This is a genomic window from Alsobacter soli (assembly GCF_003004785.1).
GTDB lineage: Bacteria > Pseudomonadota > Alphaproteobacteria > Rhizobiales > Beijerinckiaceae > Alsobacter > Alsobacter soli.
In genome coordinates, this window is record NZ_PVZS01000032.1 from 36285 (window position 1) to 60076 (window position 23792).

Sequence of the window (23792 nt, forward strand, 5' to 3'; positions counted from 1 at the left end):
CCGCAACCTGTCGTTGGCGACGCCGGGCGATCGTGGGATCATCTCCACGAGCCTTTGCTGGTCGCCAGTCCTTGGCAGGGAGGCCCCTCATGCGGTTCCTGGCTCTCATCGGCGCTCTCGCCATCGTCGCCGCCATCGGCGCGGCTGTGTACTTCTTCGGCGGGTTCTACAGCGTGGCGGCGCAGTACGACGATCCGGCGCCCGTGAACTGGGCCCTGGTGCAGGCGCGCACCCGCTCGATCGATCGCCACGCCAAGGACCAGCCGCCTGGCGACCTGCAGTCGCGCGTCGAGGCGGGCGGGCGCGCCTTCGCCACCCGGGGATGCCCCACCTGCCACGGAGCGCCGGGGGTGGAGTGGGCGAAGTTCTCGGAAGGGCTGAACCCGTCTCCGCCTGACCTGAAGGACGTGGCCAAGGACCTCGAGCCGCAGCAGATCTTCTGGGTCGTGAAGAACGGGATCAGGATGACCGGCATGCCGAGCTTCGCCGGCGCCGGCGCGCCCGACGACGAAATCTGGTCCATCGCCGCCTTCGTGAAGAAGCTGCCCGAGGTCAAGGAGGAGGACTACAAGAGCTGGACCACCGCCGCAGCGCCGGCGGGCCAGTCGGCCGCCGAAACGCCAGCGCCGAAACCCTGATCCCGCGCCGGTGAGCGCTCATGCGGGTTCCGAGTCGCTCGCGGCCCCCCGGGCGGGGGCTGGGCTCCTATGATGAGTTCGTCGCTTCGGCCGTGACCTTGCGCGCCGTCGCGATCGGCGGCGGACTGGCGTGGGCCGTTGCATTCGTCGTCGTGGGCCTGGGGTGGCGTCTGCAGACCTATGCGGATGGCGCGCTGTTCTCCTATGCGGTGGCGGTCCGGGAGGTCTGGGCCTTCCACTGGCGCGATATCGCCGTGCGCGGCGTCGTGGCGCTCGTCACCATGGCTCCGGCCGAGTTCGTCGCCGGCTGGACGGGCGACCTCCAGGCCGGGGTGGTGGCGTATGGGGCGCTGTTCTTTTCCGTGCCGCTGCTTTCGCTTGCGGGGACATACGCGGCGGATCGGACCGAGGGGCGGCCATTCTTCACCTGGGCCTGTGTTTCGACAGCCTCGCTGTGCCCGCTCGTGTTCGGGTTCCCGACAGAAATGTGGGTGGCCCACGGGCTGTTCTGGCCAACGCTGGCGAGCGCTCATGGGGCGCCGCCCGGCAGGGCTGGCGCCTTCCGGGTCTGCTGCCTGATGGTGGCGCTCGCCTTTACGCATGAGGGTGCCCTTGTGCTGATCGGGACGCTGCTCGCCGGGCTGTCGCCCCGGGGCGTTGGGGACGCCCGTTTCCGGCGTGCCGCCGCCTGCGCCGGGGCAGCTGCCGTGCTTTGGGTCACGGCCAACGCCCTTGCGCCGCCGGGGCCCTATTTCGGGGAGGTCCGCTGGCGGGCGGCGACCCAGTTTCTCGATCCGGGGCTGCTCCTAAGTTCCCTCGCGCTGACGCTCGGGGGCGCGCTGAGCCTCTATGGGATCAGTGTTCTGGCGCTCGCCCGACTCACGGGCCGGCCGCAGGCTTTCTTGGCAGTTGGGGCTTCCGCGGCTGCGCTGGCCGCCTACTGGGCGCTTTGGGATCACTCGCTGCATGCCGACGAGCGCTATGGCATGCGCACGGCGCTTCTGGTCCTCACGGCCATCCTCGGCGGTTTCGCCTCGCTGGCCGCGCTGCCCGGCTCGCTTCTGGCCGCGCGGCTCGTTCGTGACGCTGGCACGAGGCTTTTATCGCCGGGCGGAGCCCGCGCACTGGCGGGAGCGCTCGCGCTCGTGATGCTTGTCCACGCCGTGGAGACGGCCAAGTTCGCCCGCGCGTGGACCCGCTACCGCGCGGCCGTCGCCGATCTGGCCCGATGCACGCTCGCCGATCCCGCCCTGGGGAGCCCCGATTTCGTTTCCGTGACGCGCGCCGCGGCCGACCCCCGATTGGGCTGGTCGTCCACCACGCCGTACCTTGGCGTGCTCGTGGCCGACTTCCGGCCCCGCCGGCTGGTGGTGGATCCGGGAGCCGGATATTTCTGGCTCTCGTGCGCCGTCGCAACGGGAAGCGTGGACGCCGGCGGCCTTGATGACCGGCGCGCCCGGGATCTGCTGAGGGACTATGCGTGCCTGCATCGCCCATGATCCTCTGCGCGAGAGCGCCGATGGCGCGGAAGCCGCCAGACAGGTCCGGCGTCTTCCTTGCTGCGAGCTTCAACTGCGGCTCCTACTCGGTGCCGTGGCCCTGGAGATATCCGTTCTCGCGCGAGTCCGGCATGACGAGCGACACCAGGAAGCCGACCACCATGAGGGCGGTGACGTACCAGTAGAAGTCGCTTTCCATGCCGGCCTGCTTGAACCAGAGCGCGACGTATTCGGCAGTGCCGCCGAAGAGCGCGTTGCCGATGGCGTAGGCCAGGCCGACGCCCAGCGCGCGCACCTCCGCGGGGAACAGCTCCGCCTTCACCAGGCCACTGATGGAGGTGTAGAGGCTGACAACGGCCAGGGCGAGCGTGATGAGCGCGAAGGCCGCCACCGGCGAGCGCACACCGGAGATCATGGTCAGCACCGGGACGGTCATCAGGACCGAGAGGCCCGTGAACAGCCGCATGGAGGTGCGCCGGCCGATCCGGTCAGCCAAGGCCCCGAAAAGCGGCTGCATGAGCATGTAGACGAAGAGCACCGCCGTCATGGTGTTGGTCGCGGTGGCGGCGCTGAACCCGGCTGTGTTGACCAGGTATTTCTGCATGTAGGTGGTGAAGGTGTAGAAGATCAGCGATCCGCCGGCCGTGAAGCCGAGGACGATGAAGAAGGCCTTCCGGTTATCTTCGCTGGCGAAGATGGCGCCGACCGTCCCCGCACCCTTCTTGCCGCGCGTCTCGGCCGAGGACGTCTCGTGCAGCGAGCGGCGCAGGTAGAATGCGATCACGGCGGCGATGGCCCCGATGGCGAAGGGGACGCGCCAGCCCCAGGCGCGCATGTCGCCCTCCTGCAGAAACAGCTGCATGATCACCAGCACCAGCGTGGCGAGCAGCTGGCCGCCGATGAGGGTGACGTACTGGAACGAGCTGAAGAAGCCGCGACGGCCGCCGATCGCGACCTCGCTCATGTAGGTGGCGCTGGTCCCGTACTCGCCGCCAACGGACAGTCCCTGAATGAGCCGCACGACGAGGAGCAGCACCGGCGCCATCACGCCGATGGTGGCGTAGGTGGGCAGCACGGCGATGGCGGCCGACCCGGCGCACATCAGCGAGACCGACAGCATCATGGCGTTGCGGCGGCCGAGCCGGTCCGCGATCGCGCCGAACAGCCAACTGCCGACTGGCCGCATCAGGAAGCCGGCCGCGAAGATGCCGGCGGCGTTCAGCAATTGGGAGGTCTGGTCGCCCTTGGGGAAGAACTCTGGGGCGAAATAGAGCGCGCAGAACGAGTAGACATAGAAGTCATACCACTCGACCAGGTTGCCTGACGCGGCGCCCACGATGGCCAGGACGCGCCGGCGCGTTTCGTGCCGGTCGGGCGCAAGCTCGCCTGGCGCGAGGGTGGGGGAGGGGGCGATCTGGTCCATGACTCACCTGGTGCGTTGGGGGGGCTTGCTTCTTGCGCGGACTGGCCGCCGTTCGTGCAACGGCGCCGCTCGCCCGCGGTTTCTCAGGGTTCCGGCTCAGCGCGCCGGTTTGGGCGCAATCGGGACGCCAGGAGGCGTGAAGTCGATCCGAGACAGCGCCTCGGCGATGCGGAGGGCGACCTCTCGTTCGGGCGGTTCCGAAAGCAGTCCGGCGAGCGCCCGCAGGTGCAGGTCTCCCCGAAGCGTCTCGAGAAAGCGCGTGGCCTCGCGGAGCGGGTCGTCGACGGCGAGGAGCCCGGCGGCGCGCCAGCGTTCGAACTGCGCGCCCAACTGCGCGGCGATACGCTCGGGCCCGCCGCTGAAGAAGGCGCGCGCGATGTCCGGGAAGCGAGGGCCTTCAGCGATGACGAGCCGATAAAGCCCCAAGATTTCGGGCGACAGCACCGCGGCGATATAGCGCCGTGCGAATCGGGCCAGGGCGGCCTCGACGTCGCCACCTGAGGCTCCGAGATCGAGCGCCAGCACGCTTTCCGCGCGTTCCACGATCACGGCCGCGAAAAGCGCGGCCTTGTCGCCGAAGAAGCTGTAGATCGTCGCCTTGGAAGCCTGCGCGACATTGGCGATCTCGTCGACCGTCGCGCCGGCGTAGCCGCTGCGCACAAACACCTCTGCAGCCGCCTGCAGGATCTCGGCCCGCCGTCGTTCTCCCCGCGACGCCTTTCCCCTGGCGCTCTCTTGACCGTTTGTTGTTGTCATGAACTGTACGGTACAGTTTTCTGAGAAGCGACGTCAACAGTCCTGGCTCCAGAAGCTGATTGGCGGGTACGAGCGATGGGTTGAGCGCCCAAGATTGCTTGCGGTGCGAGGAAGCCGCAGCGCGTCTCTTACCAGGGGCGGAACGGTGACAATCCGCCGGCTTTGCGAGCCAGCCTTTCATCGCGCGAGACATCGCGGCTTATGCTTGACACACCCGCGCCCCTATCCTATCACCCGCCTCGCCTTGCGGGGGCGCATCGACCGAACCCCGCGACGCCGATACGGCGCCGGGGCGGAGTAGCTCAGCTGGTTAGAGCAGAGGAATCATAATCCTTGTGTCGGGGGTTCGAGTCCCTCCTCCGCTACCACCCTAAGCGCCCTGAAAGACAGCCTCAGTCTCAGCAGCTTGCGCGCCTCCTGGTAGCGGATGCGCCCTCACGCATGTGACTCACATGTGTGCCTCTCGCCGAGGCCGGTCGCAGCCGCTGCCGCAACCTCGCGAGAGCGGCGGTGGCACGCACAGAATACCTTCTCCGAATCAACCGACGATACGTCTTCAACGCGCGGTTTGCCCCATTCGGGAATCCAGACGAGCTTAGATGGCCGCTCTAGTTGAGCCCGTCAATTCGAACGGGACGGGACGGCCCGTCTTCTGCTGGACGACCGTCGACTTGGTGCTTACCGTCCCACCTGCGGCTACGTCGGCGACGCGAAGACGAACGAGATCGCAACCTCTTAGCTTGTTGTCGATTGCGACGTTGAACATCGCGAGGTCGCGAAAGCGTCTCTCGAGCTGGAGCCGTGTCCTCAATGCCCAGATGTGCTGGGGTCTGAGTGGCGGTTTCGCGCCTATTATGCGACCCGCAGTCCATGGCCGGCGCTCCGAAAGCATTCCCTGCTGGAAAGACATGGCGAACTCCTACTTGGATCGCCGCTTCCGCTCAAAAAACTGCGATGGACATCCTTCTCTGCCGGCGAGCAGCGCGTCAGCGTCGCTTAGGAGGCGACATTAGGCTCGCGTAGCCGGAGAGGCCGCTCCCGACCCGGAACGGACACTGAGCCCTGGCGCGGAGAAGGTCGGCCTCAGGACCCGAAACGAACCTTGGCCTCTGTCGCGGCGAACCTTCATTCAGGAGTTCGCTTTGGGTTCGGTCCGGAACGCGCCCATTCGGGACTTGCCCCATGCGGGCAAGCTGACCTTAGGGGCTCGGACTCTGCCAGCCTCAGTCAGGACGGCTTCAGGACCAGTCGATGTTCCAGCAGAACTTCGCCCACGTCTAAACCCGTCTTGACCCCCTTGAGGCAATCGACGATGCGCGCTCCGAAGTCGCTATACGGGACGCTCACCGAACTGAGCCAGGGCGCAATCCAGGCGTTCAGGGCGTTTCCATCGATGCCGATGGGGATGCAATCGTCAGGGATGCGGACGCCACGTTCGGAAGCGGCCTTGTACAGGCCGTAAGCCATCAGATCGCTCGGGCACAGCACCGCGTCGGGCCAATCTTCCTTCCCGCCCAACGCGGAAGCGGCGCTGTAGCCCGCGTCGAGATGGTTCTTCCCGGCCCCGCTGAAGCGGCGCACCCTGGCGCCCGGCGTGCGCGCCTCGAAGCGTTCGATGAAACCCTCGACCCGGTCGCGGATCGTCAGCGAGAGGTCTTCGGGATGCACCGCGGCCGGCCGGCGCGCGCCGCAGGCGATCAGGTGGTCGGCCGCATCCGCTCCGGCTTGCCGGTTGTCGATCCCCACGAACGCCAGGCCACCATAGGGGCTGCGCCGGTTGACGAAGACGATCGGGTCCGCACGCCCCACGGCCGCCTCGAGCTCCCGGCTCGCGACGGCGCTGACCAGCACGAAGCCCTCGACGAAGCGGGACCGCATGGCGCGCAGGTACTCGTCCTGCAGGTCGGGCTCGTCGTGCGTGTCACAGAGGATCATGACGTATCCGGCGTCACGGAGCGCAGCCTCCGTAGATGCCGCGATCGCCGCCATGGCCGGGTTGTCGAGGTTCGGCGCCAGCATTGCGATAAGTCGGCTCTCCCCGCCGCGCAGGCTGCGGCCCACCGGGTTCGGGCTGTAGCCGAATTCCGCGATGAGGCGTTGGACCTTTTCGACGGTCGCCGGGGAGGCGCGGCGCAGCGCGCCGTTGGCGATGCGCGACACGGTCGAGACCGAGACGCCGGCTTTGGCGGCTATGTCGGCCAGGGACACGTTTTGCGGCTCACGCCTGCGATCGTTCACGGTCGCTCTCCAAAAAAGTCACGTTGACAGCTTAGGCAAACGTTTGCCATGTTCAAGTGCGATCGGTTTCGCGACGCCGAACCGGCGCGGAAAAAAACACGCTCAGCCTGAACAAAGGGCTGCGCCGGGAGGAGAGAACGCCATGAAGAAGACCGGATGGGCGGTCGGCTGCGCCCTGGCGCTGTCGGTTCTGGGATCTGGCTACGCCCAGGCGCAGACCACGCTGCGCATGATGTGGTACTCGGACGGCAACGAGGGCGAGGTCATGGCTGACCTCCTCAAGCGGTTCGAGGACAAGAACAAGGACATCAAGGTCGTCCTCGACCAGGTCCCGTTCAAGGCGACCAACGAGACGCTTCCCGTGCAGCTCGCCGCCGGCCAGGGTCCGGACATGGCCCGCACCACGGACATGGGCGGCATCGCCCCCTACATGCTGGACCTCCGTCCCTACCTGAAGGACGCCGCGACCTTCGAGCGGAACTACGCCCCGTTTCTCGAGTGGATGCGGGTCCCGGGCGACGCCAAGTCCATCCCCGGCTACATGACCCAGCTCACGGTGACCGGCCCCTTCGTGAACAAGACCCTGTTCGAGCAGGCCGGCGTTCCCATGCCGAGCCCGAAGGCGACGTGGGAGGAGTGGGCCAAGGCGGTGAATACCGTCGCCGACAAGGTGCAGGCGCCGTTCCCGCTGGCGCTGGACCGGTCGGGCCACCGCTTCTTCGGCCTTGCGGTGTCCCAGGGCGCGAAGGTCATGGACGCCAAGGGCGACCCGGCCGTCATCGACGAGGGCTTCAAGCGCGCGGCGCAGTTGGTGGTGGACTGGCACAAGTCCGGCGTGATGTCGAAAGAGCTGTGGGGCTCGGTGTCGGGCGCCGCGTACCGGGGCGCGAACGAGGAGTTCAAGAACGCCCAGGTCGTCATGTACCTTTCGGGCTCCTGGCAGATCGCGCAGTTCGACAAGACGGTTGGTGACGCCTTCGACTGGGTGGCCGTGCCCACGCCGTGCGGCCCCGCCAATTGCTCGGGCATGCCCGGCGGCGCGGCCCTGGTCGGAATCAAGGCCACCAAGCACCCGGCCGAGGTCGCGCGGGTGCTGGAATACCTCGCCAGCGACGACGTCGTGAGCGAGTTCTATTCGCGTACGCTGTTCGTGCCGGGCAACCTCGCGGTGGCCAAGAAGGGCGTCCAGTATCCGTCCGCTTCGCCCCAGGCGGCGGCGGCGCTCAAGGTCTTCGGCGATGCTGTCGCAAGCATCGACCCGGTCGCCTACAAGATCCAGGGCTGGACCAACAGCCGCATCGTCTTCAACGCCGTGATCAGCCGCCTGGGTCAGGCGGTCGCGGGCGAGACAACGCTGGACGAGGCCTACAAGCGCATCGAGACCGACGTCGCCCAGCAGATCGCCGAGCGCAACAAGAAGCAGTGACGCGCGCGCGGCCGGGGCCGTACTAGCCCCGGCCCCTCACAGGAAGGCGGCCATGACACTGATTGCGCCTCCTCGGGCCCGTCCGCGCGGCCCCTCCGCCTCGTTGCTGGACCGGTTCGGCCACGCGGTCGTGCGCGTGTTCGAACCGCCGTTCAGGGCGTTGCAGCGCATCCTGGGCGTGAGGCGCATGCCCTACGTCTTCCTGCTGCCGAACGCCGTGTTCTTCGGCCTGTTCGTCTTCCTGCCGATCGGGATCAACCTGGTCTACTCGGTGACGGGCGGCACGGCGCTGTTTCCGTCGCAGCGTCCCTACGTGGGACCGGAGCAATACGCCTACCTGCTGGACTGCGGGTCCTACCTCGATCCGTCCACCTGCCGGGAGGACCACTTCTGGCGAGGCGTCGCCAACACCCTGAAGTTCACCGTCTTCCAGATGGTCGCCATGGTGCTGTTCTCGCTTCTGGCGGCGCTGGCGCTGAACAGGCCCATCCGCGGGCGCGGCTTCTTCCGGGCGGTGTTCTTCTTTCCCGTGCTGCTGTCGCCCGTGGTGGTGGCCCTGATCTGGAAATGGATCCTCCAGCGCGATGGCCTGCTGAACGCCGCGGTCACCAGCCTGGGCGGGCAGAAGATCCTGTTCTTCGTCGACCCGAGCTGGGCCATGTTCTGGTCCGTCTTCGTTTCGGTCTGGGCCCATATGGGCTTCTACACGCTGATCCTGCTGGCCGGGCTGCAGGCGATTCCGCGGGACATCTATGAAGCCGCCGAGATGGACGGAACGCGCCCCTGGCGCGTGTTGACCCGCATCACCCTGCCGCTGCTGTGGCCCAACCTCCTCGTGGTGCTGGTGCTGGTGCTGATCCGCTCTGTGCAGGTCTTCGACGAGGTGTTCGTGCTGACCGGCGGCGGGCCGGGCACCGCCACCCAGATGATCGTGCAATACATCTACACCACGGCGTTCGCGAACCAGGTCCAGAACTTCGGCCTGGCGGCCGCCGCCTCGGTGCTGCTCGGCGCCGTGCTCTTCGTGCTCACGCTCCTGCAACTCTTCCTGACCCGTCGGAGGGCGGCATGACGGGGATCCTGCGCCTCCTCACGGCCCGCCGCGGCGCGGGCCGGCTCCACTGGACCGACTGGGCGACCTATGCCTACCTGGGGCTCGCCGTCCTGCTGATGTTCGGGCCGGTGCTCTGGCTCGTTCTGTCCTCCTTCAAGACCCCCGCCGCGTTGCTGGAATTCCCGCCGTCCTTCCTGCCCATGACGCAGAAGGAGGTGAGGGTGGAAGGCTACCCGCAGCCTCTGCCCCTGTTCTCCGTGACCATGGAGGACGGCTCCACCCGGGAGCTCGCGCAGGTGCGGCGCGTCGGCCTCATCGCCCAGATGGTCGATCCCAAGGCGCCGGGAACGACAGTCCGCGTTGCGGCCGACAAGCGCCAGCCGGTGAGGGAGATGGCCTTCGCGGTGAGCAACTACACCGAACCCCTGGCCAAGTACGACTTCCTCCGATTCCTCGAGAACTCGCTGTTCGTCACCCTGATCGCGACGGCGATCACGCTGGTGATCAACTCGATGGCGGCCTATGCGCTGTCGATCTACGAGTTCAAGGGCAAGACCCTGGCGATGCTGGCGGTGATCGGCACGTTGATGATCCCGATCACCATCGTGCTGGTTCCGGTCTACCTCGTCGTCACCGAGATGGGGCTGGTGAACTCGCTCTGGGCGGTGATCCTGCCTGGCGCGGCGACCCCGACGGGCGTGTTCCTGCTGCGGCAATACATGCTGACGATCCCGCGTGACCTCATCGAGGCCGCGCGCATGGACAAGGCTTCGGAGTGGCGCATCTACGCCCGGATCGTCATGCCTTTGTCCGCGCCGGCGCTCGCCGTGCTGACCATCTTCTCCATCATGTGGCGCTGGAACGACTTCCTCTGGCCCCTCGCGGTCCTGACGAAGAGCGAGGTCCAGACCCTGCAGATCGGGCTGAACGCCTTCCAGGGCGAGCTCCAGACGCAATGGCATTACCTGCTCGCCATGACGGTGGTGACGCTGACCCCGGTCGCGATCGTGTTCGCGTTCCTGCAGCGGTTCATCGCCACCGGCATCGCCAACACGGGGATGAAATGAGATGGCCGGCCTGGAACTGAAAGCCGTGCGCAAGGACTTCGGCCCGGTGTCCGTCATCAAGGGCGTGGATCTCTCCATTGCGGACGGAGAGCTCGTCGTCTTCGTCGGCCCGTCGGGCTGCGGCAAGTCCACGCTGCTGCGCATGATCGCCGGCCTGGAGACCGTGAGCGACGGCGCCATCCGCATCGAGGGCGCGGATGTCACGCATATGCCCGCCTCGGACCGCGGGCTGGCGATGGTGTTCCAGTCCTACGCCCTTTATCCGCACATGAGCGTCTACGCCAACATGGCCTTCGCGCTCGAAAACATGGGCGTCGCCAAGCCGGAGATCGCGAAGCGCGTGCAACGCGCGGCCGCGATGCTGCGGCTCACCGACTACCTCGACCGCAAGCCGGGCGCTCTGTCCGGAGGGCAGCGGCAGCGCGTCGCCATCGGCCGCGCCATCGTGCGCGATCCCAAGATCTTCCTGTTCGACGAGCCGCTGTCGAACCTGGACGCCGAACTGCGGGTGGCGACCCGCAAGGAGCTCGCCGCGCTTCATGCTGAGATCGGCGGCACCATGATCTACGTCACCCACGACCAGGTCGAGGCGATGACGCTCGCCGACCGCATCGTGGTTCTGAACGGGGGCCGCATCGAGCAGGTCGGCGCTCCCCTGGACCTCTATAACCGCCCCGACAACCTGTTCGTAGCCGGCTTCATCGGCTCGCCCCGCATGAACCTCCTGCCCGCAACGATGGACGCCTCCGGCGCCCTGCTGCTGGCCGGACGGGCGCTCGCAGGCGCGCCGCGCGGGCTAGCGCCGGCCGGCGAGCGGCTCACGTTGGGGGTCCGCCCGGAACACGTGGAGGCTTGCGCGGAGGCCGAAGCGGACCTCGTGGCGCAGGTGGATCTGGTCGAGCGTTTGGGCGGCGAGACGTTCGTGTATGGCGCGGCGCCTGGCGACCTGGCGCTCACCATCCGCCTGGATGGCCAGACCGCCGTCGCGCGCCGCGAGAGTCTCCCCGTCCGCTTCAGCCGTTCGCATCTGCATGTCTTCGACCAGACGGGCCAGGCCCGCCGCCCCGACATTCCCGCCCGGAGCTGATCCATGAAAGCCCTGACACGCGCCCGCTTCGCGGGCCGCGACGGCGTTTACGCCGTCTTCGCGCTCGACTTCGGCGTCGACATCCGCGTGGGCCTGCTGGAGGCGGATCTCGGCCGTGTCCTGATGCGCCGCGACGGCGCCTATCGGCTCGATCGGGGCTGGACGGTGGCGCCCAACGGCCACGAGCCCGGTTTCGAGGGGCGTCCCCGCGACGGCCTGGCGGGCTTCTCCTGCCCGCCCGCTACGTTGGACGAAGGCGAGGGCATCGTGACGCTTCGTGGCGAGCGCCTGAGGGCGGAGGTGAGCCTCGACCCGTTCGGGATCGCCTGGTTCCGCACCGGGGAATCCGAGCCCTTCCTGCAGGACCGGCGCACCCAGGCCTATTTCGTGTCACGCCAGACGCACGCCTTCGAGCATCACATGGCCCGCGACGCCGGAGACCGGCACTATGGCCTCGGCGACAAGACAGGCCCGCTCGACCGGACGGGCCGCCGCTTCAAGATCGACGCCGTGGACGCGTGCGGGTTCGACGCCGAGACGAGCGACCCCCTCTACAAGATGATCCCGTTCTTCATCGTCGCTGGGGCGGCAGGCGCCCATGGGGTCTATTACGACAACCTCGCGACGGCCGAGGTCGACCTCGGCGCCACGCTCGACAACTACCATGGCCTGTTCCGCTCCTATCGGGCGGACGATGGCGACCTCGACGCCTACATCCTGGCCGGTCCGACCGTGCCCGACGTCACGCGCGCCTTCTCGCGCCTCACGGGCGGCCATGCGTTCAACCCCAAGTGGACGCTCGGCTTCGCGACCACGTCCATGGCGATCGCCGACGCGCCTGACGCCCATGCGCGCATCGCGGACTACATGGCCCAATGCGCCCAGCACCGCATTCCATGCGACAGCTTCCACTTCGGCTCGGGCTACACGATGATCGCGGGCCGTCGCTACGCCTTCAACTGGAACCGGGACAAGTTCCCCGACCCGGAGGGCACGCTCCAGAGTCTCAACGACGCCGGCCTGCATCCGGTGGCGAACCTCAAGCCATGCCTGCTGGACGATCATCCCCGCCTTGCGGAGCTGCAGGACCGGGGCGGGCTCGTGCTCGACGGACAGACCGGCGAGCCCGCGGTGGCGCAGTTCTGGGACGGCCTCGGCTATCATCTGGATTTCACGCACCCTCACGGCCGCGCCTGGTGGCGCGCCGGCATGGAGACGGCCCTGCTGGACAAGGGCTTCGTCACCGTCTGGAACGACAACAACGAATACGAGATCTGGGACGAGGACGCCGTCTGCGCCGGCGATGGCCGGCCTTTCCCGCAGGCTCTGGCGCGCCCCGCCCAGGCGCTGCTCATGACCAAGCTGTCGCGCGAGACCCAGATCGCCCATGCGCCGGGCAAGCGCCCCTACGCCATCACGCGCGGCGGCCCCGCCGGCGTCTGGCGCTACGGCCAGACATGGTCGGGGGACAACGCGACCGCCTGGAAGACGCTGCGCTTCAACCTCACCCAGGGGCTCAACATGAGCCTGACCGGGATGTTCGACATCGGCCACGATGTGGGCGGATTCCATGGTCCCAGCCCCACGCCGGAGCTCCTCGTCCGCTTCGTGGAGTTCTGCTCGTTCTGGCCGCGGATGGTGATGAACTCCTGGAATTCGGACGGCGTGACCACGCTGCCCTGGATGTATCCGGAGATGATCGACCCGATCCGCCAGGCCATCCGGCTGCGCTACCGGCTTGCCCCGTATCTGTACGCGCTGATGTGGCGCGCCGCCCTGGACGACACGCCGGCGGTCCGGCCCTTGTTCTGGGATTTCCCGAACGACCCCGACGCCGTGACGACCGAGGACGCCTTCATGCTCGGGCCCGACCTGCTGGTCGCTCCAGTGCTGGAGGAGGGCGCCCGGACGCGGTCCGTCCGCCTGCCGGCCAACCCGGGCGGCTGGTATCTGTTTCACGACGGGTCGCATGTCGAGGGCGGCGCCCACGTCACCGCGGACGCGCCGCTCGGCCGCGCCCCGCTCTTTGTGCGCGCCGGGGCGATGCTGCCGCTGGGCGCCGCCACGGACCGGCTCCACCCCGCGGGCGACAGCGTTCGGGAGCTGGTGGTCTATGGCGACCCCCACGAGGCCGCGGTCGCGCTCTTCGACGACGACGGGGACACGGCCGCCTGGCGGACGGGCGAGGGGCTCGAAACGCGCATCACCTTGCGCCGGAACGGCGAGACCGCCGTCCTTTCGGCTGCCGCCGAGGGCCGCTATCGCCCGGCCTGGCGCGAGATCCGCGTTCGCGGCGTGGGCTCGCGCTCCTTGGAAATCGAGGCCGGAAGGTCGACGCCGCTGTCCCTTGCCTGATCTGACGACGCGCTGTCACCAAACTGAGACGGGAATCCGGTTTTTAGCGGCAGGTTTCCGGAGGTCTCGCCATGGCCCAGTCCGTCAAGGTCCGCTCCCTGTTCCTGTCCGACGTCCACCTCGGGACGCGCGGCTGCCAGGCGGACATGCTGCTCGACTTCCTGAAAGTCTATGAGGCCGAAACGATCTTCCTGGTCGGCGACATCGTCGACGGCTGGCGCCTCAAGGTGAGCTGGAACTGGCCGCAGGCGCACAACGACGTCGTGCAGAAGCTCCTGCGCAAGGTGCGCAAAGGCGCCCGCATCATCTACGTTCCGGGCAACCACGACGAGTTCCTGCGAGAGTACGTCGGGACGAACTTCGGCGGCATCGACATCGTCGAGGAGCACGTCCACACCACTGCCGATGGCCGCCGCATGCTGGTGCTGCACGGCGACAAGTTCGACATCGTGGTCCGCCACGTGAAATGGCTCGCGCTGCTGGGCGACTGGGCCTACGACCTGGCCCTGTTCCTCAACGTCTACATCGGCCGCATGCGCCGCCGCATGGGGCTGCCGTACTGGTCCTTTTCCGCCTGGAGCAAGCAGAAGGTGAAGACGGCCGTCAACTTCATCGGCGCGTTCCAGGACGCGGTGGCCAGCGACGCGCGCAAGCACGGCGTGGACATCGTGCTGTGCGGGCACATCCACCAGCCCGCGGTCGAGACCATCGATGGCGTCCTCTACGTCAACACCGGCGACTGGGTGGAATCGTGCTCCGCCGTGGTGGAGCATGGCGACGGCCGCCTCGAGCTGGTGCGCTGGACCAGCGCGGCGTCGGATCACGCGCCCGCCGCCCCGGCGCGGCTGGCGCTCGCGCCGGCGGCCTGAGGCTCAGAGCGCCGCTCGCCTGACGATCTCGAGGAAGCTCCTGCAGCTCTCCGCCATGGTCGCCCCGCGGGCGTAGGCGCGGCAGCGCTCCCGGGGAATGTTCAAGGCCTGCATGGCCGCTTCGGCCAGGTTCTCCGACAAGACCCCGCACCCCGAGTCGCCCAGCACGTCGCGCGGACCCGTCACGGGAAACGCCGCGACGGGCGTGCCGGCCGCCAGCGCCTCCAGCATCACGAGCCCAAACGTGTCGGTCCGGCTCGGGAAGACGAAGGCGTCCGCGGAGGCGTAGACGTCCGCCAGGGCTTGGCCCGACAGAAGCCCGAGGAAATGCGCCTGCGGGAACCGGGCCTGAAGGTCGTTCCGCGCCGGGCCGTCGCCGACGACGACCTTGGAGCCGGGGAGTTCGAGAGCCAGGAAGGCGTCGATGGTCTTCTCGACCGCCAATCGGGCGACGCACAGGAAGATTGGCCTGGGCAGGTCCAGCACGCCTGGCCGGCCGCCGGCGAACAGGGACACATCGACGCCGCGCCGCCACAGCGCGAGGCGATCGAAGCCATGGCTCGCCAGTTCGCTGGCTAGGGCCGGGGTTGCGGCCATCGTGGCCACGGCAGGCGCGTGAAAGCGGCGGATCGCCCCGTAGGACCACGCCAGCGGAATCGGCGCCCGCGCCGCCAGGTACTCCGGAAAGCGCGTGTGATAGCAGGTGGTGAATGGCCAGCCGCGGCGCAGGCAGTGGCGCCGAACCATGAAGCCCACCGGGCCCTCCGTGGCGATATGGATCGCCGAAGGCCGCACCGCCGTGATCGCTGAATCGATTGTGCGGGCAGACGGGAATGCGAGCTGGATGTCCGGATACCCCGGCATGGGAATCGACGGGAACCGGTCGGGACCGAGCACCTCGATGTCCGCGCCCAGGCCTGGAGCCTCGGCGATCAGGCCTTCCAAGGTGCGTACCACGCCGTTCACCTGTGGCCGCCACGCGTCGCTTGCGACCACCACTTTGAAGAAGCCCTCGGCCGGAGCGCTCCAAGGCAGCGGCTCGTCCCGTTGAGCCGGTGAGACGGAGGCGACGGCGAAGTCTGACGTGTCGAGGGCGCTCATGGCGCTACCTAAACAGGACTCGCACGGCAAGCGGATGACACGCGCCTTGCGCATCTCACAAGGTGGGCAAGGGCGGGGCCCGGTCGTCTCGCGCACTATCACCCAGATGTCACGATCCCAAAACGTTTGCTGTGTCATGCTGTTCTGCGTAATTTGGCGCGCCTTGCGGGAGCTAGAGCGCTCTGAGAGGCTGGATCTCGCGCGAGGCGACCCAGGGTCGCCCGCCGCCTGATCACTGTGTCCGGGAGTTCGGGTCCGGCTCCGCCGCGAGAGCCTGAGCGACGTGGCGAAGCTTGTCAGGATTGCGGGTGATGTAGATCGCCGTGATCCGGCCGTCCTCGATGGCGAGCGCTGTTGTCTGGAGGACATCGCCACGCTCGCGGCTGACGTAGCCGGGCAGCCCGTCGATCCAGACGGGTTCGAGCAACTGCGCCCAGCCTTCCCCCCACTTGGACCGCACAGCCTCGTACAGCCGTAGGAGGCGGTTCAATCCCGTGATGGGGTTGATGAAGGCTAGAACCTTGCCGCCGCCGTCCGAACGCAGCACGGCGTTCTCGGCAAGAAGCGTGCGCAGCGTTGCGGTGTCGCCGGTGGTGGAAGCCGCGAAGAAAGCACGTGCGATCCGCTCGCCCTGTTCGCGTTCGACCGGAAAGCGCGGACGCGCGGCCTGCACGTTTCGCCGCGCCCGGACGGCGAGTTGGCGCACGGCCGCGGCTTCCCGGCCGAGCGTGTCCGCCACCTCGCCGAGCGGAACGCCGAAGACGTCGTGGAGGAGGAAGGCGGCCCGCTCGAGCGGCGAAAGGCGCTCCAGCGCCATCATCAGCGTCAGCGTGAGGTCGTCCTCGTCCACGCCGTCCTCCTCCGTTTTCAACAGAGGCTCGGGCAACCAGGCGCCCACGTAGGTCTCGCGGCGGGCGCGAGCCGACTTCATCTCATCGAGGCAAAGTCGCGTGACGACGCGCGTAAGGAAGGGATACGGAGCGGCGACCTTCGTCTGGTCCACCGTCACCCAACGCAGCCATGCGTTCTGTACAACGTCCTGGGCTTCGCTGCGCGAGCCAAGCATGCGGTATGCAATACGCAGGAGCCGCGCCCGATGGGTCTCGAAGATGACCGTGGCGTCGTCTACCTGCTGCATGTGCGCTTCCTTGATGGTGGATTCGGCTGCCTAGGCGATGATGGCCACGGATGAGCCCCGCCGCCCAAGATACAAGGGTGCGCTACGGGCGGTCCGGCTTCGTCAGCGCGGTGTCGTTCGTATCCACGACGAAAACGGCAAGGAGCCCGGACGGCTCGACGTCACTCGCGTTGGCGCTGACGCCGTGGTGGTCGCCCGGCATCTCAACGAAGCTCTCGCCGACCCGAAAGACCTTCTCCGGGCCGTCGTTGATCCGGCTGCGCACCGCGCCCCTGATCACAGTCGCCGTGATGAAGGCGGATGCGGCGTGGGTGTGAGACGGCGACGAGCCACCAGGGCCATACTCCACCAGGACACCGCGCAGGCTCTTGCCGGGAACCGAAGGCAGAGGATGGTCGAAGATCGTGGTCACGCGTGCCTCGCCCTTCGCGACATCTGCTGCCATGGCGGGGACAGCTGAGACGGAGGATACGGCAAGGCAGGCTGCCAGCAGGATTGTTCTCGACATGGAACGGGTCTCTCTTCGTGGATGGGGGACGCGCGCAGGGTTCAGGCGGCGGCGAGCCAGCTCTCGAACCGCGTCGGCCCGAGCCGCGCCGCTCCCGCATGCTCGGGAACAAGCGAACCCGGCTCGAGCGCGGCGCCGAAGTAGAGCGCCGCCCTGTCGGCCTGCACCTCCCGATGGTCGCCGCGAGCAGCGATGCGGCGGGCGACGAAGTCGCGGAACGGCAGGCGGTCGGGCCCGGCGATCTCGATCGTGACGTTGCGCGGCGGAGCGAGCGCGACATCGGCGAGCGCTGCGGCGACATCGGCGGCGGCGATGGGCTGGAAGTCGGCATCGGGTACGACGAGGCGGTCGCCGTCGACGGCAGCTTCGGCGATGGTGGCGACGAACTCGAAGAACTGGGTCGCGCGCACGATGGTGAAGGGGATGCCAGAGGCCTTGATGAGCCGCTCCTGCGCGACCTTGGCCCGGAAGTAGCCGTTCCCCTCGAGGCGGTCCGTGCCGACAATGGACAGGGCGACGTGATGCTTCACGCCCGCCTGGCGCTCAGCCGCGAGGAGGTTACGGCCCGAGCGCTCGAAGAAGTCGAGCACCGCCGCATCCTCGAAGGAGGGCGAGTTCGCGACGTCGACGACAGCCTCGGCTCCGGGGAGGACTTCGGCGAGGCCTTCGCCCGTCAGCGCGTTCACCCCGCTGCTGGGCGATGCCGCGATGGCCTCATGCCCCAGTCGCGAGAGTTCAGCTGTCAGGCGCCGGCCGATGAGACCGCTTCCGCCTATCACCACGATTTTCATGGTACCGTCTCCTCTTTGAAAACGGACGGGGCGGCTCCATGCCGCCTTCAGGTGTGAGTTGAAGAAAAGGACGATGCGGGTTGGGCGGTATGTGACATGCCCAGGCAAAAAGCTTCTGAGGTGAGACGCGGAGTTGCGGGTCAACATGCGATCACCATCGGCGGGAAAAGGACGGCGCTGGCGCCGCCTAGACGGTGTCATAGGGCCGACTAGGCCTTCGCTTTGACCGGAAGGCGAAAGGGCGCCCCAAGCCGATTGAAGGCGTTCATCGCAGCGATGGTGATCGTGAGGTCCACGAGGTCCTTCGGCGCGAAGGCCGCGCTGGCGGCTGCATAGGCCTCGTCGGAGGCGTGCGTCTCGCTGACCAGCGTGACCTCCTCCGCCCAGGCGAGCGCCGCGCGGTACTGGTCGGAAAAGAGATGCGGCGCCTCGGCCCAGACCGGAACCAGGACCACCTTCTCGATCGGCATGGTCTTGAGCAGGTCGCGCGTATGGAGGTCGATGCAATGCGCGCAGCCGTTGATCTGCGACACACGCAAGAAGATGAGGTGGATCATCTCATTCGGCAAGTCAGTGGCCGTGGTGATGTAGTGGTGGATGCCATAGAGCGCTTTGGCGCCCTGCGGGGCCACCTCGTTCCAGACCAGTCGCTTGTTCTCGCTCATGTCTCGTCCTTGTGCTCGGAACGCGGATATTGACGTTCGAAGCAGTGACGAGCCGAGCGACCCTCGTGTGACATGCGACGCAGCATTTTCGCTGGAAGCGGCTCATTTCGAATTGGAGCCGGCCGCTTCGGATCCCGGCAAAGGGGGCAGCGACCAGTCCTCAAACCGGTCCAGGAACTGGGCCTGCGACAAGCGTTCGATTGTGCCCAAGCTGGCGCTCGTCAGGCGCACCCAGGCGAGCCCCTTTTCGGGAATCACAAAGAAGGCGCCCCGCACCGCGATGCCGGGGCGATCGAGCCAGTCGAATTGAAAGTCCAAGTGCATTGCAGGCAATTTTGTCGAGCACCAAAACGTGCCCGTTCCCAACATCGGGCCAATCAGGCTCAGCCGCGAGCACCGATGCGCCCAATGGGTTTGGTACGTACAATATATGTCAATATTCGCGATTCCGGCGAATGGGCTTGCAAATCCTCTTGAAGCAGCCTAAATAAACCGCATCGACTTTGGCCGGACAATCGAGCCGTTGCCCTTGGCTTAGCCGGGCGCACGTTCAGACTTTCTCCAAAATTCGACTAATCGGAGCGGCGTCGCTGTTCGGCGCTCTGCTTCAGCATGCGCTTGCGCTAAAGGATAATACAATGACCAACGGCACCGTGAAATTCTACAACGACCAAAAAGGCTTCGGCTTCATCGCCCCGCAGGACGGCAGCACTGACGTGTTCGTGCATGCAACCGCTCTTGAGCGAGCCGGTATGCGCGGTCTGACCGAGGGCCAGCAGGTCATGTTCGACACCGAGATCGATCGCCGCAGCGGCAAGACCGCCGTGCGGAACATCGAGGCCGCGTAAGCCAGAGGGCCGCGCCGGCTTCGGCCGGGAGCGCGTCTCAACCAGGCCATCGTCCGACCACGGATGTACTGGCGCGTTGATAGCCTGGTGAAGCAAACGGCCGCCTTGGGGCAACCCACGGCGGCCTTTTTCGTCAACCAGCTTTCGGCTGGCCGACCGTAGGACTGAGTGAGCTGTTCATGACTTACACCTTCAAGCTGCATCAAACCGTGCGCCTCGTGCGCACTCCGAGCTTGGACAAACGCGGGTCTACGCCCACGGAATACGAGATTATTCGACTGATGCCCGCGGATCCCAACGGCGAGGTGTCCTATCGCATCAAGTCCGGATTGACTGAGCTTTCCGTCCGCGAACATGAGATCAAGGCATGAGCCGGTTCAACGACAGCTTGGAAGCGCGCCAGAAGGCGGCTCAGGCCTCTCGCAAGGCCATGCTGGAGCGCTTCTCAGCCCGGCCAGGTCCGGATGATCCAGCGACCGTAAAAAAGCGCGCGGCCCGTGAGGCCATCAACGCGGCGCGCGGGGTCCGGCGGGCAGAAGCGGAGCGAAGGCGGCAGTCTGAACAGGAGGCGCAGGCCGCCCAGTCTGCCATGGAGGCCTCTCTGCTTCAGCAGCGAGTGGAGCAGGAAGCCCGTGAGGCCGCCGCACTCAAAGCAGAGCAGAAGGCGGCCCGAGACGCCCGATACGCCGCGCGGAAGGCGCGCAAGTAGGCTCCTACAGGCCTACTAGCGACGTTTGCGGCTGAGGACCCTGACGAGCCCATGGGCTTGTGTAACCCGCGGCGGGACCTCAGGGCCAAGCTGGCCGACACCGCATTGGCCGAGGCCTGGGCCGCGCACCTCGCGGGCTAGATGCATGCCGCGCGGCCGGCAGTTCCGGACAGGCGATTTGCGCGCGCAATTGTGGGCGGCGTTCGGCCGGCCCGCGCCTCCCGCCTTGATCGTCAATGGGCGAGGCGCCACGATGTGGCAAGCCGGTCCAGCATTCCTCCCGACGATAGCCACTGCTTGCGGATTGGCGGACCATGAGGGAGTTGGCCATGAGCCCTGAAGAGCATCTGACTCGCTTGGGTTTCGGGTTCGCCATATCGCAGTCCCTCAAGGCAGCGGTCGACTTGGACATCGCCGACAGACTTGTCGCCGGAGCCCGCTCCGCCGAGGATCTCGCGGCGGAATGCGGCGTCCATGCCGGCGCGCTCGCGCGTGTGCTCCGGGTGCTGTGCGCCGAAGGAGTGTTCCACGAAGAACCGAGCGGCGTCTTCGGTCTGACCGCGGTCGGGGACGCCTTGCGCGCCGGGCGCGGACCACTCGACTTTTTACGCATGCTGAACGCGGAGCCCTACCTGGCCTTCGATAAATTGTCTCACTCTGTGCGGACAGGCGAGCCCTCGTTTGACGTCGTGTTCGGCCTGCCGCGATTTACGTGGCTCGCTCAAAATCCCGAGGCTGCCAAGGCCTTCCAGGCTGCCATGGTGGCGTATGGACGCGGGGTGAACGAGGCCGTCGCGGACGCCTACGACTTCGCCGGATGCTCCACCGTTGCGGACATCGGCGGCGGCCATGGCCGGCTCCTGTCGGCCATCCTAGCCCGCAATCCCCACCTAAAGGGCATACTGTTTGACTTACCGAGCGGCGTGGAAGAGGCCAGGAAGGGCGTGGGCGGCCCGCTGCCGAACACCTCCTTCATTGCCGGCGATTTCTTCGAGGGTGTGCCTGCCGGGGCGGATGTTTACATTCTCAAAAAGGTGATCCACGACTGGGACGACGAGAAGTCCGTGGCCATCCTCACCGCGGTCCGCCGCGTGCTGCCCCCTCATGGCCGCGTCCTGCTGGCCGAGACGCTCGTACCACCGGGCAACGCCTTCTCGACGATCAAGCTCATCGACCTCACGATGCTGGCGATCACGGGTGGGCTGGAGCGAACGGAAGACGAGTATGCTTCGCTGTTCGCGCGAGCAGGGTTGTCGCTTTCGAGAGTCATTCCAACGGCGGCGGCGATCCAGTTACTGGAAGCCAAAGACGCGTGACCCAGCCGCGCTTGGCCGCCCCGCCCAAGGCGCCGGGGCTCGACCAGATCCCCAGAGGCGCTTCTGCCGATGCTGGCCGTCACTGGCAGGCTCGGGTTGGGCGTCGAGCTCGGCGCCGCCGCCTCTGGATCGGCGAAGCCTCCCGGGGGGGCGAACACAATTCCGCTTGTCCCCGGACGTTGGCCGCCTTCGGCTTGGGGGGGGCGTCGTCATGGTCGCCCGCCCCACCACAGACGCTCAGGCTCATGTCGCAGGACGCGGCGCCGGCGGGGTTACTCCACCGATCACCGCTTTCGCCCGCGAGCAGACGGGCTCCTTAGAGCGAAGCGGCCCGCTGAGATTCCGCGGTTGCGATCACTTCAAGAGGTTACGGACGAAGCATCTCGTCCAGGTCCGACGTTTTCCCGCCAGTGAAGCTCTTGCGCGCCAGTTCGCAAGCTTCCTCAAACTTGGCCATCAGCACTGGATTGCGCTCGGGCAACCGCGCCACAACGGCTTCTGCCCAATCGACATAGTGTTCCAACCGCGCCCGGTCCCAATCCCTCGGCGGCGAAACGGCGAGCGCCATCACGTTCGAGGTCTTGTCGGCAAGCTTGAGGATTGCGGCGCGCGCCGTTTTGTGCGGCGCGTTCTCGATCTGCAGGCGCTTCCGCTCCTCCTTCGGCAACGACTTGTCGTCCGTCACTTCCTTGACCAGATCGGCCACCGGACGACCGAACTGCATGGCGAGGGCATCGAGGCTGATGCCGGCATCCTCCACCGCGTCATGCAGGATTCCGGCAATGACCAGATCGGCGTCCTTGCCGCCCGTCGCTTCCGCGATCAGTTGGGCAACGTGGGCCAAGTGAATGGCATAGGGCTCGTTTGCCTCGCCCTTCCTTCGCTGGCCGTCGTGCCCTGAAATCGCCCGTCCCATTGCCTGCATCATGCGGGCGGTGTCGTTCAGGTGTGTGCTCATGACACGGAGATAGGGCGCGAACCGCCGGTCCGAAACACCAGCTTGAGCTTTTCGATCGTAGGAACCATCCCATGGGTCGGGGACGTCGTCATCTTTGGTCCGCGATCCTCATTCCGGGGCGCTCGCCGCTCGGCCCCGATCCGCGCCGCGTAGCCACTCATCGAGATCGGGCCAGGAGCGCGCATTCAGCACATGGCTTGCTTCTAGCCACCCGCGGCGGGCCTGCAGGAGCGCGAAGTCCAGGTCCGCGAGCCCCTCCGGCGAGGTCGCTTCGGAGGACAACGAGACGGGTACGCCGGCCTCGCGCGCCAGGCCGCAGTCGAGATCGCCGATGTCGAGCCGGGCCGGATCGGCCGTGATCTCGACCGCCACGCCGGCGGCCGCCGCGCTATGGATCACCTGCGCCATGTCCACGTCGTAGGGCTCGCCCCGAGCGACCAGGCGGCGGCTTGGCTGCGCCAGGATCCGCAGGGCGGGGTGCTGCAGGGCCCGCAGCGTTCGCCGGGTCTGCTCGTCGCGGGTGAGGGCGAAGCCCGAATGGATGGCGCCGATCACCGCGTCGGCGGCGGCCTTGAGCGGGTCCGGCAAGACGAGGGCGCCATCGGGGGCGATGTCGCATTCGATGATGCGCAGCACGCGCACGCCCGCGTGTTCAGGGGGGAGCCGGGCCAGCGCGTCGGCGGTGGCGGACGGTCCGCCGGCGATGGCCGACTCGAGCCGGGAGGCCTGGTCGACCAGGCCCAGATAGGCCCAGCCCCGGGCGGCCGCCGCCTTGCAGAAGGTCCGCGCGAGGTCCGGATCGTCCAAATGGCAGTGGACGTGCAGGTCGCCCCGGATGTCGGAGGCGCAAACCAGCGGCGGCAGGCGGCCCGCCTGGGCCGCTTCGATCTCGCCGCGGTTCTCCCGCAGCTCGGGCGGGACCAGGGGCAGGCCGACGGCGGCGTAGACGGATTCCTCCGAGTCCCCCGCGATCCGTCGGCCGTCCCGGAAGACGCCATACTCGTTCAGCTTCAGTCCCCGCTTCTGCGCCATGCGGCGCAAGGCGATCGAGTGCGCCTTGGAGCCGGTGAAGTACTGCAGCGCCGAGCCGTAGGCCTCGGGCGCGACCACCCGAAGATCCACCTGCAGGCCCGAGCGGAGCGCGACGGTGGCTTTGGTGGGGCCGCGGGCGGCCACGCGCGCGACGTCCGGGAAGGCGCAGAAGCGCTCGACGCAGGCGCGCCCGTCGCGCGCGGTCGCGAGCACGTCCAGGTCGCCCACGGTCTCGCGCCCGCGCCGGAAGCTGCCCGCGAGCGTGACGCGCTCGACCCCGGGCGCGGCGCGCAGGTGCGCCTCGAGCGCGCGCG

The 23792-nt window shown here is 67.4% G+C and carries 22 protein-coding genes, 1 tRNA gene and 2 pseudogenes; 13 read left to right on the forward strand and 12 right to left on the reverse strand.

Annotation, left to right across the window (positions count from 1 at the left end; genetic code table 11):
• The first annotated feature begins 89 nt into the window (after positions 1-89).
• Positions 90-638 carry a c-type cytochrome gene (locus SLNSH_RS20820; protein ID WP_106339574.1) on the forward strand — a complete coding sequence of 183 codons (549 nt, stop codon included), beginning with the start codon at positions 90-92 and terminating at the stop codon, positions 636-638.
• A gap of 20 nt (positions 639-658) precedes the next feature.
• Complete coding sequence (locus SLNSH_RS20825) at positions 659-2137, forward strand: hypothetical protein (protein ID WP_106339576.1); 1479 nt, start codon at positions 659-661, stop codon at positions 2135-2137.
• An 82-nt stretch (positions 2138-2219) separates the two neighbouring features.
• Here the strand turns inward: SLNSH_RS20825 and SLNSH_RS20830 are convergent, their stop codons facing one another.
• Positions 2220-3560 carry an MFS family transporter gene (locus SLNSH_RS20830; protein ID WP_106339579.1) on the reverse strand — a complete coding sequence of 447 codons (1341 nt, stop codon included), beginning with the start codon at positions 3558-3560 and terminating at the stop codon, positions 2220-2222.
• 96 nt (positions 3561-3656) lie between these two features.
• Positions 3657-4316, reverse strand: coding sequence for a TetR/AcrR family transcriptional regulator (locus SLNSH_RS20835; RefSeq protein WP_106339581.1), 660 nt, complete (start codon positions 4314-4316; stop codon positions 3657-3659).
• A 291-nt stretch (positions 4317-4607) separates the two neighbouring features.
• On the opposite strand from SLNSH_RS20835, the gene SLNSH_RS20840 reads away from it, so the two are divergent.
• Positions 4608-4684, forward strand: a tRNA-Met gene (locus SLNSH_RS20840).
• Between the two features lie 230 nt (positions 4685-4914).
• On the opposite strand, the pseudogene SLNSH_RS25455 reads toward SLNSH_RS20840, so the two are convergent.
• Both SLNSH_RS25455 and SLNSH_RS20850 read right to left on the reverse strand, forming a co-directional pair.
• Positions 4915-5226, reverse strand: a pseudogene (locus SLNSH_RS25455) (site-specific integrase); the annotation flags it as partial.
• A 317-nt stretch (positions 5227-5543) separates the two neighbouring features.
• Positions 5544-6554 (reverse strand): LacI family DNA-binding transcriptional regulator, encoded by a 1011-nt coding sequence (locus SLNSH_RS20850; RefSeq protein WP_106339583.1) that lies wholly within the window; start codon positions 6552-6554, stop codon positions 5544-5546.
• Between the two features lie 142 nt (positions 6555-6696).
• On the opposite strand from SLNSH_RS20850, the gene SLNSH_RS20855 reads away from it, so the two are divergent.
• The 6 genes from SLNSH_RS20855 to SLNSH_RS20880 all read left to right on the forward strand — a co-directional run bounded on the left by SLNSH_RS20855 (position 6697) and on the right by SLNSH_RS20880 (position 14412).
• A complete protein-coding gene (locus SLNSH_RS20855; protein ID WP_106339585.1) occupies positions 6697-7980 on the forward strand; it encodes an ABC transporter substrate-binding protein in 1284 nt (427 codons plus the stop codon).
• A 52-nt stretch (positions 7981-8032) separates the two neighbouring features.
• Positions 8033-9052: a carbohydrate ABC transporter permease gene (locus SLNSH_RS20860; protein ID WP_106339587.1), complete on the forward strand. Its 1020-nt coding sequence runs from the start codon at positions 8033-8035 to the stop codon at positions 9050-9052.
• Positions 9049-10101 (forward strand): carbohydrate ABC transporter permease, encoded by a 1053-nt coding sequence (locus SLNSH_RS20865; protein ID WP_106339589.1) that lies wholly within the window; start codon positions 9049-9051, stop codon positions 10099-10101. Before SLNSH_RS20860 ends, SLNSH_RS20865 begins: the two co-directional genes overlap by 4 nt.
• 1 nt (position 10102) lies before the next feature.
• Positions 10103-11188, forward strand: a complete 1086-nt coding sequence (locus tag SLNSH_RS20870; protein WP_106339591.1) for an ABC transporter ATP-binding protein — start codon at positions 10103-10105, stop codon at positions 11186-11188.
• Positions 11189-11191: 3 nt separating this feature from the next.
• On the forward strand, positions 11192-13543 hold the full coding sequence (locus SLNSH_RS20875) for a glycoside hydrolase family 31 protein (RefSeq protein ID WP_106339593.1): 2352 nt from the start codon (positions 11192-11194) through the stop codon (positions 13541-13543).
• Between the two features lie 71 nt (positions 13544-13614).
• Positions 13615-14412, forward strand: coding sequence for a UDP-2,3-diacylglucosamine diphosphatase (locus tag SLNSH_RS20880; protein ID WP_106339595.1), 798 nt, complete (start codon positions 13615-13617; stop codon positions 14410-14412).
• A gap of 3 nt (positions 14413-14415) precedes the next feature.
• Here SLNSH_RS20880 and SLNSH_RS20885 read toward each other — a convergent pair whose 3' ends face one another.
• From SLNSH_RS20885 to SLNSH_RS20910, 6 genes are all read right to left on the reverse strand, one after another.
• A complete protein-coding gene (locus SLNSH_RS20885; protein WP_106339597.1) occupies positions 14416-15513 on the reverse strand; it encodes a glycosyltransferase family 4 protein in 1098 nt (365 codons plus the stop codon).
• Between the two features lie 232 nt (positions 15514-15745).
• Entirely contained in the window at positions 15746-16651 is a 906-nt protein-coding gene (locus SLNSH_RS20890) for a sigma-70 family RNA polymerase sigma factor (RefSeq protein WP_106339599.1), read from the reverse strand.
• An 82-nt stretch (positions 16652-16733) separates the two neighbouring features.
• On the reverse strand, positions 16734-17159 hold the full coding sequence (locus tag SLNSH_RS20895; protein WP_106339601.1) for a cupin domain-containing protein: 426 nt from the start codon (positions 17157-17159) through the stop codon (positions 16734-16736).
• Between the two features lie 41 nt (positions 17160-17200).
• Positions 17201-17950 (reverse strand): SDR family oxidoreductase, encoded by a 750-nt coding sequence (locus SLNSH_RS20900; RefSeq protein ID WP_106339603.1) that lies wholly within the window; start codon positions 17948-17950, stop codon positions 17201-17203.
• A 209-nt stretch (positions 17951-18159) separates the two neighbouring features.
• Entirely contained in the window at positions 18160-18615 is a 456-nt protein-coding gene (locus SLNSH_RS20905) for a carboxymuconolactone decarboxylase family protein (protein ID WP_106339605.1), read from the reverse strand.
• Between the two features lie 102 nt (positions 18616-18717).
• On the reverse strand, positions 18718-18984 hold the full coding sequence (locus SLNSH_RS20910; protein WP_146140342.1) for a hypothetical protein: 267 nt from the start codon (positions 18982-18984) through the stop codon (positions 18718-18720).
• A gap of 269 nt (positions 18985-19253) precedes the next feature.
• On the opposite strand from SLNSH_RS20910, the gene SLNSH_RS20915 reads away from it, so the two are divergent.
• The 4 genes from SLNSH_RS20915 (at position 19254) to SLNSH_RS20930 (ending at position 21488) form a co-directional block, all read left to right on the forward strand.
• Positions 19254-19463 (forward strand): cold-shock protein, encoded by a 210-nt coding sequence (locus SLNSH_RS20915; protein WP_106339609.1) that lies wholly within the window; start codon positions 19254-19256, stop codon positions 19461-19463.
• 179 nt (positions 19464-19642) lie between these two features.
• Positions 19643-19834: a hypothetical protein gene (locus SLNSH_RS20920; protein WP_106339611.1), complete on the forward strand. Its 192-nt coding sequence runs from the start codon at positions 19643-19645 to the stop codon at positions 19832-19834.
• Positions 19831-20172: a DUF6481 family protein gene (locus SLNSH_RS20925; RefSeq protein WP_106339613.1), complete on the forward strand. Its 342-nt coding sequence runs from the start codon at positions 19831-19833 to the stop codon at positions 20170-20172. The genes SLNSH_RS20920 and SLNSH_RS20925 overlap by 4 nt, the downstream gene beginning before the upstream one ends.
• A 329-nt stretch (positions 20173-20501) precedes the next feature.
• On the forward strand, positions 20502-21488 hold the full coding sequence (locus SLNSH_RS20930; protein ID WP_106339630.1) for a methyltransferase: 987 nt from the start codon (positions 20502-20504) through the stop codon (positions 21486-21488).
• A 367-nt stretch (positions 21489-21855) separates the two neighbouring features.
• On the opposite strand, the gene SLNSH_RS20935 is transcribed toward SLNSH_RS20930, so the two are convergent.
• Positions 21856-22446, reverse strand: a complete 591-nt coding sequence (locus SLNSH_RS20935; protein WP_245422435.1) for an HD domain-containing protein — start codon at positions 22444-22446, stop codon at positions 21856-21858.
• A 108-nt stretch (positions 22447-22554) separates the two neighbouring features.
• A pseudogene (locus SLNSH_RS20940) lies at positions 22555-23792 on the reverse strand (DNA polymerase III); the annotation flags it as partial.